General features: G+C 70.9%; 14 protein-coding genes. 8 read left to right on the forward strand and 6 right to left on the reverse strand.

Annotated features, from left to right (window positions below):
* The first annotated feature begins 22 nt into the window (after window positions 1-22).
* Entirely contained in the window at window positions 23-412 is a 390-nt protein-coding gene (locus Q673_RS23235) for a DUF1850 domain-containing protein (RefSeq protein ID WP_052004172.1), read from the forward strand.
* 28 nt (window positions 413-440) lie between these two features.
* Window positions 441-2,441 carry a TRAP transporter permease gene (locus Q673_RS23240; protein ID WP_023005053.1) on the forward strand — a complete coding sequence of 667 codons (2,001 nt, stop codon included), beginning with the start codon at window positions 441-443 and terminating at the stop codon, window positions 2,439-2,441.
* A 73-nt stretch (window positions 2,442-2,514) separates the two neighbouring features.
* Here the strand turns inward: Q673_RS23240 and Q673_RS35505 are convergent, their stop codons facing one another.
* Entirely contained in the window at window positions 2,515-3,108 is a 594-nt protein-coding gene (locus Q673_RS35505) for a hypothetical protein (protein ID WP_023005054.1), read from the reverse strand.
* A 240-nt stretch (window positions 3,109-3,348) separates the two neighbouring features.
* Between Q673_RS35505 and purE the strand changes: the two genes are divergently transcribed.
* The 4 genes from purE (at window position 3,349) to Q673_RS23265 (ending at window position 7,177) form a co-directional block, all read left to right on the forward strand.
* Complete coding sequence (gene purE, locus Q673_RS23250; RefSeq protein WP_023005055.1) at window positions 3,349-3,858, forward strand: 5-(carboxyamino)imidazole ribonucleotide mutase; 510 nt, start codon at window positions 3,349-3,351, stop codon at window positions 3,856-3,858.
* 11 nt (window positions 3,859-3,869) lie between these two features.
* Window positions 3,870-4,982: a 5-(carboxyamino)imidazole ribonucleotide synthase gene (locus Q673_RS23255; protein ID WP_023005056.1), complete on the forward strand. Its 1,113-nt coding sequence runs from the start codon at window positions 3,870-3,872 to the stop codon at window positions 4,980-4,982.
* Between the two features lie 5 nt (window positions 4,983-4,987).
* Window positions 4,988-5,890, forward strand: coding sequence for a prenyltransferase (locus tag Q673_RS23260; protein WP_031217690.1), 903 nt, complete (start codon window positions 4,988-4,990; stop codon window positions 5,888-5,890).
* Window positions 5,891-5,980: 90 nt separating this feature from the next.
* Window positions 5,981-7,177: a cation:proton antiporter gene (locus Q673_RS23265; RefSeq protein ID WP_023005058.1), complete on the forward strand. Its 1,197-nt coding sequence runs from the start codon at window positions 5,981-5,983 to the stop codon at window positions 7,175-7,177.
* A gap of 125 nt (window positions 7,178-7,302) precedes the next feature.
* Here Q673_RS23265 and Q673_RS23270 read toward each other — a convergent pair whose 3' ends face one another.
* The 5 genes from Q673_RS23270 to Q673_RS23290 form a co-directional block, all read right to left on the reverse strand.
* Window positions 7,303-8,064 carry a transporter substrate-binding domain-containing protein gene (locus tag Q673_RS23270; RefSeq protein WP_031217692.1) on the reverse strand — a complete coding sequence of 254 codons (762 nt, stop codon included), beginning with the start codon at window positions 8,062-8,064 and terminating at the stop codon, window positions 7,303-7,305.
* Between the two features lie 140 nt (window positions 8,065-8,204).
* Entirely contained in the window at window positions 8,205-8,936 is a 732-nt protein-coding gene (locus Q673_RS23275; protein WP_023005060.1) for an ABC transporter permease, read from the reverse strand.
* Window positions 8,936-9,640, reverse strand: a complete 705-nt coding sequence (locus Q673_RS23280; protein ID WP_023005061.1) for an ABC transporter permease — start codon at window positions 9,638-9,640, stop codon at window positions 8,936-8,938. Before Q673_RS23280 ends, Q673_RS23275 begins: the two co-directional genes overlap by 1 nt.
* A 22-nt stretch (window positions 9,641-9,662) precedes the next feature.
* Window positions 9,663-10,433, reverse strand: coding sequence for an ABC transporter ATP-binding protein (locus tag Q673_RS23285; protein ID WP_023005062.1), 771 nt, complete (start codon window positions 10,431-10,433; stop codon window positions 9,663-9,665).
* A 180-nt stretch (window positions 10,434-10,613) separates the two neighbouring features.
* Entirely contained in the window at window positions 10,614-11,639 is a 1,026-nt protein-coding gene (locus Q673_RS23290; RefSeq protein ID WP_023005063.1) for a succinylglutamate desuccinylase, read from the reverse strand.
* 189 nt (window positions 11,640-11,828) lie between these two features.
* Here Q673_RS23290 and Q673_RS23295 point away from each other — a divergent pair, with 189 nt between their 5' ends.
* Both Q673_RS23295 and wrbA read left to right on the forward strand, forming a co-directional pair.
* Window positions 11,829-12,704 (forward strand): class I SAM-dependent methyltransferase, encoded by an 876-nt coding sequence (locus Q673_RS23295; protein WP_023005064.1) that lies wholly within the window; start codon window positions 11,829-11,831, stop codon window positions 12,702-12,704.
* Window positions 12,705-12,827: 123 nt separating this feature from the next.
* Window positions 12,828-13,424, forward strand: a complete 597-nt coding sequence (gene wrbA / locus Q673_RS23300; RefSeq protein ID WP_023005065.1) for an NAD(P)H:quinone oxidoreductase — start codon at window positions 12,828-12,830, stop codon at window positions 13,422-13,424.
* The last annotated feature ends 60 nt before the right edge of the window (window positions 13,425-13,484 follow it).

The following is a 13,484-nucleotide window of genomic DNA, read 5'->3' on the forward strand; positions in this document are numbered from 1 at the left end:
GGCCGGCCAGGACGAGGCCCGCCTGGTGGTGAGCAGCGAGGCGGGCGAGCCCCTGGTGACGCTGCCGATGCCTGAGGGCGAGGGGTGGTGCCTGGAGTGGAACCACTCGGTGGAGGGCTTCGCGGTCCTCGACTGCTATCGCCACCGCGACGGCCGCATGGTGCTCGAACGCAGCCACCTGCCGGACTTCGCCGCCGGCCTCGACCATATTCCCGGTCGCGGCCGCCAGGTCTCCGACGGCGAGGGCGGCTACTGGATCGAGGACCTCGACGAGCCGATCCCGGGCAACGCCTATCGCCTGCGGGTCGGCAGCCTCGCCGTCGACCACCGCCTGGTGGTGGACGGCGAGCGCATCAGCCTGAGCCGGCTGGCGGCCGACCGCGCGGTGACCCTGCGCCTCGTCACCCCCTGATCGAACCCACGACCCTGAGAGAACCACGATGAGCGAAACGGGCAACTCCCCCGTCGTCCCCGGCAGCCAGGCCAACCACGCCCGACCGGTGCTGTGGCTGATCACCCTGGTGGCGGTGGGCCTGTCGCTGTTCCAGCTCTACTCCGCCGGCATCCAGCCGCTGGGGCTCTTCTACCAGCGCAGCATCCACCTGATGCTGATCATGATGCTGGCCTTCCTGATGTTCCCGGTGTTCGGCCCGCGCCGCGCGCGAGGGCTCGCCGGCTGGCTGCTGGATGCCATCTTCCTGGCCGGGGCGCTGGTCACCGGCGGCTACCTGGTGCTCTATCTCGACGAGATCATCAACCGCGCCGGCTTCTGGAGCCAGGCCGACATCGTGGTGGGCTGCATCGCCACGCTCACCGTGCTGGAGGCGGCGCGCCGCGCGGTGGGCCTGGGCATGACGGTGATCGGGGTGATCGCGATCCTCTACGCCTTCGCCGGCCCGCGCGGCGACCTGCCGTGGCTGGGGGAGTGGCTGCCCGGCATCCTCGAGCATCGCGGCTACAGCCTCGACCGCCTGGTGGGGCAGCTCTATCTGGGGCAGGAGGGGATCTTCGGCCTGCCCATGGGGGTGGCCGCCACCTACATCTTCATCTTCGTGCTGTTCGGCGCCTTCCTGGAGATCACCGGCGCCGGCAAGTTCTTCATCGACCTGGCCTACGCCGCCACCGGCCGCCAGCGGGGCGGCCCGGCCAAGGCGGCGGTGATCGCGTCGGCGGGTATGGGCTCGATCTCCGGCAGCGCCATCGCCAACGTGGTGACCACCGGGGCCTTCACCATCCCGCTGATGAAGCGGCTGGGCTATCGCCCCCACCAGGCCGGCGGCATCGAGGCGGCGGCCTCCACCGGCGGCCAGATCATGCCGCCCCTGATGGGCGCCGGGGCCTTCCTGATCGCCGAGTACACGCGGATGCCTTACCTGGAGGTGGTCAAGGTTAGCATCCTGCCGGCGATCATGTACTTCGGTACCGTCTACCTCTTCGTGCACATCATCGCCCTCAAGCAGGGGATGCAGGGCATGGCTCGCTCGGAGCTGCCCCAGATGCGCGACGTGATGGCCTACGGCTGGCACTTCCTGCTGCCGCTGGCGGTGCTGGTGGTGCTGCTGGTGATGAACCTCTCGCCGATGCGGGTGGGCTACTTCGCCATCCTCACCATGCTGGGCGTGGCGGTGCTGCGCTTCCTGGTGTGGTTCTTCTTCGTGGCGCCGGGGGAGGGCCAGCCGGTGACCGGCGAGCGGCTGGCCACCGCCACCCGCAATGGCCTGGTCAGGCTGATGGAGGGCCTGGAACTCGGCGCGCGCAACGCCGTGGCGGTCTCCATGGCCTGTGCGGTGGCCGGCATCATCGTCGGCGTGGTGGGGCTGACCGGCTTGGGGCTGAAGTTCTCCTCCATGATGCTGGCCTTCTCCGGCGGCAACCTGCTGCTGGCGCTGGTCATGGTGCTGCTGGCCAGCCTGGTGCTGGGTATGGGGCTGCCGGTCACCGCCAGCTACATCGTGCTGATCGTGCTGGTGGGCCCGGCGCTCACCGCCGAGTTCGGCGTGCCGCTGCTCATCGCCCACCTGGTGGTGTTCTGGTACTCCCAGGACTCCAACGTCACCCCGCCCATCGCGCTGGCCGGCTTCGCCGGGGCGGCGATCGCCGGGGCCAAGCCCATGGAGACGGGCTTCCAGGCCTGGAAGTTCGCCAAGGGGCTCTACCTGATCCCGCTGTTCATGGTCTACAACCCGGAGATCATCATGGGCGGGCCCTGGCCGCTGCTGATCTGGACGGCGCTGACCGGCTTCCTTGCTTTGGGGGCCTTCGCCGCGGCGCTGGAGGGCTACCTCTTCACCCGCATGGGCTGGCCGTTGCGCCTGCTGCTGCTGCCGGCCATCGTGGCGGTGTTCTACCCCAGCCTGATGGTGGAGGCGGCCGGCGCCGCGGTGATGCTGACGGTGCTCCTCGGCAACTGGCTGGCCAGCCGGCGCGCCGCCCTGGCCTGAGCGAGACCCTTTGAGCGACACGGCCCGCCCGGGAATCCGGGCGGGCCGCGTCGTGTCAGGGCCGGGGAAAGGCTTACTGGGTAGTGGTTTCTGCCTCGGCCTCGACCTCGGCTTCCGCCGCGGCATCTGCGCCCTCGCCGCCGGAGGTCATCTCGCGGGCCTCCTCGACCAGCTCGCTGGCCTTCTCCTGGGCCGCCTCCACGGCGTCGGCGGTCACCTCGCGGGCGGACTCGACGGCATCGGCGGTGGCATCGCGGGCGGCGTCCAGGGCGCTTCCGGTCTCGGCGGCGGCCTCGTCGCCAACCTGCTCGGCATCGGCGGCGGCCTCGCTAGCCTCTTGGGCGGCCTCGTCACCGGCCTGTTCCAGCGTCTCGCCGGTAGCCTCGGCGGCCTGCTCGGTCTCGGCAGCCGCCTGGTCCAGGGCCTGCTCGGTGTCGGCGGCGGCGTCATCCAGCGCCTCGCCGGCCTCCTCCAGTTCGGCCTCCGCGGCCTCGCTGGCGTCGGCGGCGGCCTCGGCGGTCTCCTCCGCGGCCTGTTCCGCCGAGTCCATGGCCTGCTGGGCCTCCTGCTCGGCGGCCTCCTCCTGCTGGGTGCTCTCCTCGCTGTCGCAGCCGGCGAGCAGCAGCGAGCCGGCGAGTACCGCGGTAACGATCAGGGTGCGCTTCATGGTCAGTCTCCTTGTTGGCTTGCCGATGGGCGTCTCCGTGCTGCCCACTCCTCTCGACCTTAGCAGTCATCGACGCACATAGCATGGAATCGTCTGTCGCTGTGCGGCGACAGAGCCGGCCGGCTGTCCGGCTGGTCAAGGTGACGGGCCTGGCCCGCGGGGCTAGAATGTGCGGCTTTCCCTGCGCACTCTTTACCGCATCCATCCATCGCATCAAAGGCAGTTGCCGAGGAGCCGTGCATGCAGTCCGAACCGTCGCCGAAGGTCGGCGTGATCATGGGGTCGAAGTCCGACTGGCCGGTGATGGAGCACGCCGTGGCGATGCTCGAGCGCCTGGGCGTGCCCTGCGAGACCCGCGTGGTCTCCGCCCACCGCACTCCTGACCTGCTGTTCGACTACGCCAAGGGGGCGGCCGAACGCGGCCTTCAGGTGATCATCGCCGGCGCCGGCGGCGCGGCGCACCTGCCGGGCATGGTGGCGTCCCAGACCGCGCTGCCGGTGTTCGGCGTGCCGGTGGAATCCAAGGCCCTCAAGGGGCTCGATTCGCTGCTCTCCATCGTGCAGATGCCGGGTGGCATCGCCGTGGGCACGCTGGCCATCGGCAAGGCCGGCGCCACCAACGCGGGCCTGCTGGCCGCGCAGGTCGTCGGCCTGCAGGATGCCGAGGTGCGCGCCGCCGTGGAGGCGTTCCGCGCCGCGCAGACCCAGATGGTGCTCGACAACCCTGACCCCCGGCCTGACAGCGACTGAAGGAGCCCACCATGAACATCGGCGTCCTGGGAGCCGGCCAGCTCGGCCGCATGCTGGCCCTGGCCGGCTACCCGCTGGCCAACCGCTTCACCTTCCTCGACACCACCGGCCACCCCAGCGCCGGCATCGGGGACGTGATGATCGACACCGATCGCCGCCATCTCGAGGCCTTCCTCGACAAGGTCGACCTGGTCACCTACGAGTTCGAGCACCTGCCGGTGTCGCTGGTGCAGGCGATCGAGGAGGTGAAGCCGGTCTACCCCTCCAGCGAGGCGATCCGCGTCTGCCAGAACCGCGCCGAGGAGAAGGCGCTGTTCGACCGCCTGGGCATCCCCACCCCGGCCTACCGCCTGGTGGCGAATGCCGACGAGCTCGAGGCCGCGGCCCGCGAGCTCGGCTGTCCGGTGGTGACCAAGTCGGTCACCGAGGGCTATGACGGCAAGGGCCAGGCGGTGATCCGCGACCCCGCCGAGGCGGCCGAGGCGTGGCGCGCCATCAACCACCCGCAGCTGATCGTCGAGGCCTTCGTCGACTTTGTGCGCGAGGTGTCGATCATCGCCGTGCGTGGCCGCGACGGCGAGGTGGCCTTCTATCCCATGGCCGAGAACCAGCACGTCGACGGCATCCTGCGCTACTCCATCGCCCCGGTGCCGGACCTGGCCGAGAGCGTCCAGCAGACCGCCGACGGCTATATCCGCGCGCTGCTCGACGAGCTCGACTACGTGGGCGTGCTGACCCTGGAGCTGTTCCAGTGTGCCGACGGCAGCCTGCTGGCCAACGAGATGGCGCCCCGGGTGCACAACTCCGGCCACTGGTCCATCGATGGCGCGGTGACCAGCCAGTTCGAGAACCACCTGCGGGCCATCCAGGGGCTGCCGCTCGGCGGCACCGCGGCGCGCATGCCCACCTGCATGGTCAACGTGATCGGCCGCGAGGGGGAGCCGGCGGCGATCCTGGCGCTGCCGGACGCCCACCTGCATCGCTACGACAAGAGCGAACGCGCCGGGCGCAAGCTGGCCCACGTCAACCTGCTGGCGCCCACCCACGAGGTGCTGCTGGAGCGGGTACGCGCCTGTGCGGCGCTGCTGCCGGACGCCCCGGCACCGCGCTTCAGCTTCGAGTAGGCGGGGTGCAGGGAGGCAGCACCACGCCCGCCGTGTGGCGGGCGAGTCGTCCGGGCTTCCTGGTGCTGGCACCGCTCTGCGTGGCGCTGGGCCTGCTGCTGGCGGTGCGCCAGGGGGTGACCCCGTCAGCGCTTCAGGTGGCCCTGGTGCTGCTCGGCGGCCTGCTGGCCCACGCCGCGGTCAACCTGCTCAACGAGTATGACGACTTCCGCTCGGGACTGGATCACCTGACCCGCCGCACGCCCTTCTCCGGCGGCAGCGGCGCCCTGCCCGAGGCGCCTTGGGCGGCGCCGGCGGTGCTGGCCGCGGGCATCACGGCGCTGGCCGGAGTGGTGGCCATCGGCGCGCTCTTCCTGTGGTGGCGGGGCTGGCCGATGCTCGCCGTGGGCGTGCCGGGGCTCGTGCTGATCGTCGCCTACACCCGCTGGCTCACCCGTTCCCCTTGGCTCTGCCTGCTGGCCCCGGGCCTCGGCTTCGGCCCGCTGATCGTGCTCGGCACCCAGCTGGCACTGGGCGGCACGCCGGATGCCGCGGCGCTCTGTGTGGCCGCGGTGGTGGGGCTGCTGGCCAGCGAACTGCTGCTGCTCAACCAACTGCCGGATCGCGATGCCGACCGCCGCGTGGGGCGCCGTCACCTGGCGATCCTGCTCGGTCCGCGTCGCACCGCGCGACTGGTGAGCGGGCTGCTGCTCGCCGCCCCGGCGACGCTGGCGCTGGGAGTGCTGGCCGGCTGGCTGCCGGCGACGGCCGGGCTCGCCTGGCTGGCGCTGCCGGGGGTGCTGTGGCTGGCCTGGCGACTGCCCGGGGCCCTGGCGGCGCATGACCGCCTGGAAGCGCTGCTGGGGCTCAACGTGGTGGTGCTGCTGGCTAGCCTGGCGCTGCTGGCCCTGGGGCTCGGCCTCGACTGAGCCGTGCCCGCCGCGGCGGCCTGTGTCAGGCTGGCGTTCCTGGCACGCTTTCATTCCTCCTTCGTCTCCTGACCCGCAAGGAGCCTTCCCATGAGCGACTCTTTCCTGCCCGTGTCGGCGCACCTGACGCCTGCCGCCGGGGCGCTGCTCTTCCTGGGGCTGATCCTCGCCTCGAGCATCCTGGCCGACGTGGTCGCCAGTCGTACCCGGCTGCCGCGTATCTCGCTGCTGGTGCTGGTCGGCCTGGGGGTGGCGGTGGTGCAGCAGCTGGTCCTGGGGCAGGCCGAGGCGGCGCCGCTGGATGGCCTGGGGGAGCCGCTGATCCAGCTGGCGCTGGTGATGGTGGCCTTCCTGCTGGGGGGCGAGCTGACCCTGGAACGGCTGCGCACCACCGGGCCGCTGATCCTGATCGTCTCGCTGGCGGTGATCGGGGTCGGGGCGGCGCTGGTGGGGGTGGGGCTCGCCGCGCTGGGCTTCCCGCTGGCGGTGGCGGTGACGCTGGCCGCCATCTCGGTGGCCACCGACCCGGCGGCGGTGAGCGAGACGGTGCACGAGAGCGGCGACACCCGCCTGCGTGCGCGCCTGCTGCTGGGCATCGTCGCCATCGACGACGGCTGGGGCATCCTCGCCTTCGGCCTGGCCATGGCGCTGCTCGGCTGGTGGCTCTCCGGGGATGGCCAGGCCGCCCTGGCGCTGGCCGCCTGGGAGCTGGGCGGTGCCGTGCTGCTGGGCACGGCGATCGGCCTGCCGGCGGCCTGGCTCACCGGCCGCCTGCGCCCCGGCGAGCCCACCCAGGTGGAGGCATTGGCGCTGATCCTGCTGCTGGCCGGGCTCTCCAGCTGGCTCGAGGTCTCGGCGCTGCTGGCCGCCATGCTGGCCGGTGCCCTGGTGGCCAACCTGTCGCGCCACCATACCCGCTCGTTCAACGAGATCGAGCATATCGAGTGGCCCTTCCTGGTGTTCTTCTTCGTGCTCTCGGGGGCCAGCGTCGACCTGCGCCACCTGGCCGACGCCCTCTGGCCGATGCTGGCCTATATCGTGCTGCGCCTGGCGGGGCGCTACCTCGGCGGGGTGCTGGGGGTACGCCTGGCACGGGTGCGTCAGGCCGAACTGCCCCGCGACATCGGCCTGGCGCTGACCCCCCAGGCGGGGGTGGCCATGGGCATGGCGCTGCTGGCCGCGGAGCGCTTCCCGCAGCACGGGGCACTGCTGCTCTCGGCGGTGGTGGGCTCGACCCTGGTGTTCGAGATGATCGGGCCGCTGCTGGTGCGTCGCGTGCTGCGCTGAGCCGAGCGCAGGGCAGGCAGGTACCAGACGCCGCAGGCCGGCTCCGAGGAGCCGGCCTGCGTGAGGATGCTGACCCGGCAGCGGCTACCGGGTCATCGGCGGGCGGTGGTTATTCACCCTCGCCCTTACTCACCGAAGTACTTGGCGTGGATCTCGTCGTAGGTGCCGTTGGCCTTGAGCTCGGCTAGCGCCTCGTTGAAGGTCTCGGCCAGTGCCTCGTCACGCTGGCGGAAGGCGATGCCGAAGCCGTCGCCGAAGTACTCCTTGGGCTCGGTGATCATCTTGCCGACCACCTTGTAGTTGCCGGCCTCGCTGTCCAGCAGGGTCGACTTGCCCACCGGGTAGTCCAGGAAGACGATGTCGAGGCGGCCGGAGTCCATGTCCAGCACCATGTCGTCGGCGGTGGCGTAGCGGTTGACGTCGGCCACGTCGCCATACATGTCGGTGACGTAGTTGTCCTGCAGGGTGCCACGCTGCACGCCGATGGTCAGGCCCTCGAGGCTCTCCTCGCTGGGCGTGCCTACCTCGGCGTCCGCGGGGGCGAACCAGGCGGAGGGCGGGGTGAAGTAGGGGTCGGAGAACAGCACCTGCTCGCGACGCTCGTCGTTGATGGTCATGGAGGACATGATGGCGTCGTACTTGCGCGCCATCAGGCCGGGGATGATGCCGTCCCAGCCCTGCACGACCCACTCGCAGTCGATGCCGATCTCTGCGCACAGGGCGTTGCCGAGCTCGATGTCGAAGCCGGTGAGCTCGCCCTCGGGGGTGCGGTACTCCATGGGCTCGTAGGGCACGTCGACGCCGATGCGGATGTCGCGCACGTCGGCGCTGGCGGTGCCGGCGAGCAGGGCGGCGCCCAGGGCGCCTGCGGTCAGGATCTTCTGGATCTTCATGGCGGGGGGTCCCTTGTGTTGGTGGATGCACCTCGTGGGTGACGACGGACTCACCATAGCGGATCGCCGGTGGGCCCGGAAGGGGTGGCGGGGCCGGCAAGCCCCGCGTTTTCCAACGCTCGATTGACGCTCGCTCAGCCGCCCGCGGGCTTGAGGTGGGCCAGCAGTCGCCGCTCCAGCCAGCGGAAGAAGTAGAGGATCGCGAAGGTCAGGCACAGATAGATGGCCGCCACGAACAGGAAGGCGTCGAAGGGGGCGTAGTAGCGTGCGTAGACGAAGCGTGCCGCCCCGGTGAGGTCCATGATGGTGACCACGCTGGCGATGGCGCTGGCGTGGAGCATGAAGATCACTTCGTTGCCGTAGGCGGGCAGGGCGCGGCGGAAGGCACTGGGCAGCACGATACGCCGCAGCATCAGGCCCCGCGACATGCCGTAGGCGCGTGCCGCCTCGATCTCGCCCCGGGGGGTGGCCTTGATGGCGCCGCGGAAGATCTCGGTGGTGTAGGCCGCGGTGTTGAGGGTGAAGGCGATCAGCGCCGGCACGAAGGGCTTCTCCAGGATCAGCCACAGCCAGGTGTCCTGGATCCCCTCGACGAACACCACGCCGTAGTAGATCAGGTAGAGCTGCACCAGCAGCGGCGTGCCGCGGAACACGTAGCAGTAGAGGAAGATCGGCAGGCTGATCCAGCGGTGGCGCGAGCCACGGCCGATGGCCAGCGGCACCGCCATCACCAGGCCGATGACCAGCGACAGGAACACCAGCTGCACCGTGGTCACCAGCCCCTCGCCGTAGTAGGAGAGGGTCTGCAGGGTGAAGATGCTGTTGTCGGCGAGCAGGGCCTCGAGGCGTGCGAGCAGGGTCTCCATCACTTGGTCTCCCCGTAGCCGACGTCATAGCGCTTCTGCAGGCGGGCGAAGGCCCACTCCGAGACGCTGGCGATCAGCAGGTAGATGGCCGCCACGATGACCATGAAGGTGAAGGGCTCGCGGGTCGCCTTGGAGGCCTCGGCGGCCACCCGCACCATGTCGGAGAGGCCGATCACCGAGACCAGGGCGGTGGTCTTGAGCAGCACCATCCAGTTGTTGGAGAGCCCGGGAATGGCGTGGCGCATCATCTGCGGGAAGCGGATGCGCCGGAACACCAGCCAGGGGCCCATGCCGTAGGCGCGACCGGCCTCGATCTGGCCGCTCTCCACCGCCAGGAAGGCGCCGCGGAAGGTCTCGCCCATGTAGGCCCCGAAGATCAGGCCGATGGTGAGCACTCCGGCCACGAACTCGTTGACGTTGATGAAGATGTCCCAGCCGAAGTGGGCGTAGAGCGCATCGGTGATGGCGTTGATGCCGATCTGGCCGCCGAAGAACAGCAGCATCATCAGTACCAGGTCGGGCACGCCACGGATGATGGTGGTGTAGAGGGTGCCGACGGCATGGGCCAGACGGCTGCGCGACATCTTGGCGCTGGCGGTGATCAGCCCCAGCACGATGGCCAGGGCCAGCGACAGCACTGCCAGCTCGATGGTGATCAGGGCGCCCTCGAGGAGGCGCGGGCCGTAGCCGTGAAGATCGATCATGGGTCTCTCCGCGTGGGCCGGCTCAGTGCTTGGGCGCCAGGAACTGCTTCAGGCGCTCGGAGCGGGGGGTGCCGAACACCGCCTCGGGCGGGCCGGCCTCCTCGATCACCCCCTGGTGGAGGTAGATCACCTGGCTGGAGACATCCCGGGCGAAGGCCATCTCGTGGGTCACCAGGATCATGGTGCGCCCCTCGTCGGCGAGGTCGCGCATCACCTTGAGCACGTCGCCGACCAGCTCCGGGTCCAGCGCCGAGGTGGGCTCGTCGAACAGCATCACCTCCGGGTCCATGGCCAGCGCCCGGGCGATGGCGCCACGCTGCTGCTGGCCACCGGACATCTGGGCCGGGTAGGCGTCGGCGCGCTCGGTAAGGCCGACCCGCTCGAGCAGCTCGCGGGCGTGGGCGATGGCCTCCTGCCTGGGCTTGCCGAGCACATGGACCGGCGCCTCGATGATGTTCTCCAGCAGGGTCATGTGCGCCCAGAGGTTGAAGTTCTGGAACACCATGGAGAGGCGTGCGCGCATGCGCACCACCTGCTTCCAGTCGGCCGGCTCGCGGCCGTGCTTCGTCTCCTTGAAACGGATCGCCTCGCCATGCACGATCAGCTCGCCCTCGTCGGGCTGCTCGAGCAGGTTCATGCAGCGCAGGAAGGTGCTCTTGCCGGAGCCGGAGGCCCCGATCAGGGTGATCACGTCGCCCTGGTGCGCTTCCAGCGAGAGCCCCTTGAGGACTTCGGTGTCGCCGAAGCGCTTCTTGATGTTGCGCACTTGCAGCGGAATCGGGGTGTCAGCCATGGGGTCGGACTCCGGATGGGGCGTGTCGCCAGGCGCGGGCAGCGCCGCGAAGGGCGGCTGCCTGCCGGCCCTTGTGGGGCGGTAGGCGACACGGATCGGGTGCGGATCGGCAAAGGGGCAAGATTCTACCTCCACTTTATCGTTGTTATAAGCGTTTCCGTCCTCCCAGGTCCGGCCGACCTATCCCGGCGGCGGCACCGGGCGAGCCAGCAGGGCGGCGCGGGCCCCCGTCTCCACCGCGGCGTTGGGGAAGACCACCGCGAGCGGTGCTTCGCCGACCCGGGTCTCGCCGTGCTCCCCGTCCTCGGCGAGCAGGGTACCCGGCGCGAACTCGGTGAAGTTGGGCGTGTCGTCGGCGAAGGCCAGGCGGAAGGCCTCGCCGTGGCGCATCAGCTCGTGCTCGACGCGGAAGAACACCAGGCCCGCCGGGTCGGCCGCGGCCGGGCGGGCGCCCGTCAGCAGCGCCTCCAGCAGCCGTGCCATGGGCGCCAGCGGCGCCAGGTCGTTGGCGCCGAAGGGGCGCACCCGGCCGAGCTCCAGGGTGAAGGCCATCGCCCCGTGATAATGCTTGCTGTAGTGGGAGAAGGTCCAGCTGTGGCGATGCTGGTGGAGCACCGCCTGCAGGCCGGCGGCGGCCAGCCAGCGCCACTGCTCCGCGGCGGTGGGCACCGCGTCGTCGAAGGGCTCCACCGCGAAGCGCGGGTAGCGGCTGTCGCGGATGGCGGTGTGCAGGTCGTAGTGCAGGCGCTCCCGGCCGCGGTGGCGGGCGAAGAAGGCGTCCACCGCGGCCATCAGGGTGCGCGCCCGCTCGGGCTCGTCACCCGCCTCGGCGAGGTCGCGACGGAACAGCCGGTTGAGGTTGGTGGTGACGTAGCGCACCTGGCGGCGGACCGCCGCGGGGCTGCCCAGCACCAGCAGGACCGGCGCGCCAAGCCTGGCCTGACCCTCGGCGAGCCGCTCGAGGCAGCCCTGCAGCAGCTCGATGGGCGCGGTCTCGTCGCCGTGGATGCCGACCGAGACCACGCTGGCGCGAGCGTCGGCGGCGGGGCGCTCGGGCACCAGCTCGAGCACCCCCTCGCCACGTGGCACGGCGCTCCCCCCGGGCAGCGCGAAGGGGGCGATGGGCTCGCCCTCCAGGCAGCGCCACAGCCAGGTCGCCAGCGGCGCATGGGAGGCCGACGGGAAAGGGGGGCGGGATGGGCTCATGGGGCGGAATCCTCGACGCTACGGGTCCGGCTACCTTCCGCCAGCCGGCGCCGCCGGGCAAGGGGCGCGTCGATGCCGTGAAAGTGCCGGTGCCAGGGTGAAAGTCGCCCGGCGCGGGACCTTTGGCCTATGGGGCGGCCCGCGGCACGGCGCTAAGCTGGGGGCCCATCGCCCTGCCAGGAGTCCGCCATGTCCGCCGACCCCGCTTCGCCCAGCCCTTCCCTGGCGGGCCACTACGACGCCCCGGGCCATGCCGGCGGCGAGCCGCTGGTCCCGCGCCTGGCGGCGGCCTTCCGTGCGGCGGGGTGCGATCCCCGGCGCCTGAGCCTCGACGAGGTCGCCGGGATCGACCAGTTGCACCTGGGCGGGCGCCGGGCCAGCCGGCACCTGGCGGCGCTGGGACACCTCTCTTCCGGGATGCGGGTGCTGGATGTGGGCTGCGGCACCGGTGGGGCCAGCCGCCTGCTGGCCGCCGAACTGGGCTGCGAGACGCTGGGCGTGGATATCACCCCGGCCTTCGTGACGGCGGCCGAGTGGCTCAGCCGCGCCACCGGCCTGGCCGAGCGTACCCGCTTCCTGTGCGCGGACGCCGCCCGCACCCCGCTGCCGGATCGCCGCTTCGAGGCGGTGTGGTGCCAGCATGCGCTGATGAACATGCCGGACACGGCGGCGGTGCTCGCGGAGTGGCGCCGGCTGCTGGTACCGGGCGGACGGCTGCTGCTCCACGAGGTGGTGGCCGGCGACAACCGCGACCCCCTGGCGCTGCCGGTACCCTGGGCCAGCACGCCGGCGGCGAGCCACCTGCAGACCCGGCAGGCGCTGGAGGCACGCCTGGCCGAGGCGGGCTTCGTGCCCGAGACGCTGGAGGACGTGACCGAGTCGGCCCTGGCCTGGCGACAGAAGCACAGCCGGCGAGAGGATGGTGGGGAGGCCCCGGCCTGCCCGGTGCTGCCCGGCCCCGGGGTGATCTTCGGCGAGCGCTTCGCCGAGATGGGGCGCAACCTGCGCGACAACCTGACGGCCGGCAAGGTGCGCATCCTGGCGGGCTGCTGGCGGTTGGCCTGAGGCAGGCCGGCTGACCGCGTCCGTCCGACCGAATCGTCGTCGGCCCTCGAATTCCTTCGCTTTTTCTCTCAGTACATCCGACTAGACTGGTTGATGTTGAATCCACTGACACAGGAGGTCCGCATGACCCGCGTTCTGGTGCTCTATCACTCCATGTACGGTCACATCGACACCCTGGCGCAGGCGGTGGCCGAAGGGGCACGCCGCGTCGAGGGTGTCGAGGTCACCGTCAAGCGCGCCCCCGAGACCATGGACGCCGAGGCCTTCGAGAAGGCCGGCGGCCAGCGCTTCGACACGCCCGAGGCGTCCCCGGCGGAGCTCGCCGACTATGACGCCATCCTCTTCGGCAGCCCCACGCGCTTCGGCAACATGACCGGCCAGATGCGCACCTTCCTGGACCAGACCGGCGGCCTGTGGGCCAACGGGGAGCTGCGCGGCAAGGTGGCCAGCGTCTTCACCTCCACCGGCACCGGCGGTGGCCAGGAGACCACCATCACCTCCTTCTGGCACACCCTGGCCCACCACGGAATGCTGATCGTGCCGCTGGGCTACGGCATCGAGGAGCAGTACGTCTTCGACCAGGCCGGTGGCGGCAACCCCTATGGTGCCTCGACCATCGCCGGCGGCGACGGGTCGCGCCAGCCGGACGAGCGTGAGCTCAAGATCGCGCGCTTCCAGGGCGAACATGTGGCGCGCATCGCCGCCAGGCTGGCCGGCTGACCCCCTCCTTCTCGATATCCTGGCTGCTGACGAGGCCCGCCCCGCCGAGACGGGGCGGGC

The organism is Halomonas sp. PBN3, from assembly GCF_000475415.1.
Lineage (GTDB): Bacteria > Pseudomonadota > Gammaproteobacteria > Pseudomonadales > Halomonadaceae > Halomonas > Halomonas shengliensis.

What these genes read in the sequence shown, in the direction of transcription:
- Q673_RS23240 (WP_023005053.1), top strand. Translation starts at nt 441, where the DNA reads ATGAGCGAAACGGGCAACTCCCCCGTCGTCCCCGGCAGCCAGGCCAAC.
- Q673_RS35505 (WP_023005054.1), bottom strand. Translation starts at nt 3,108, where the DNA reads ATGAAGCGCACCCTGATCGTTACCGCGGTACTCGCCGGCTCGCTGCTG.
- purE (WP_023005055.1), top strand. Translation starts at nt 3,349, where the DNA reads ATGCAGTCCGAACCGTCGCCGAAGGTCGGCGTGATCATGGGGTCGAAG.
- Q673_RS23255 (WP_023005056.1), top strand. Translation starts at nt 3,870, where the DNA reads ATGAACATCGGCGTCCTGGGAGCCGGCCAGCTCGGCCGCATGCTGGCC.
- Q673_RS23265 (WP_023005058.1), top strand. Translation starts at nt 5,981, where the DNA reads ATGAGCGACTCTTTCCTGCCCGTGTCGGCGCACCTGACGCCTGCCGCC.
- Q673_RS23275 (WP_023005060.1), bottom strand. Translation starts at nt 8,936, where the DNA reads ATGGAGACCCTGCTCGCACGCCTCGAGGCCCTGCTCGCCGACAACAGC.
- Q673_RS23280 (WP_023005061.1), bottom strand. Translation starts at nt 9,640, where the DNA reads ATGATCGATCTTCACGGCTACGGCCCGCGCCTCCTCGAGGGCGCCCTG.
- Q673_RS23285 (WP_023005062.1), bottom strand. Translation starts at nt 10,433, where the DNA reads ATGGCTGACACCCCGATTCCGCTGCAAGTGCGCAACATCAAGAAGCGC.
- Q673_RS23290 (WP_023005063.1), bottom strand. Translation starts at nt 11,639, where the DNA reads ATGAGCCCATCCCGCCCCCCTTTCCCGTCGGCCTCCCATGCGCCGCTG.
- Q673_RS23295 (WP_023005064.1), top strand. Translation starts at nt 11,829, where the DNA reads ATGTCCGCCGACCCCGCTTCGCCCAGCCCTTCCCTGGCGGGCCACTAC.
- wrbA (WP_023005065.1), top strand. Translation starts at nt 12,828, where the DNA reads ATGACCCGCGTTCTGGTGCTCTATCACTCCATGTACGGTCACATCGAC.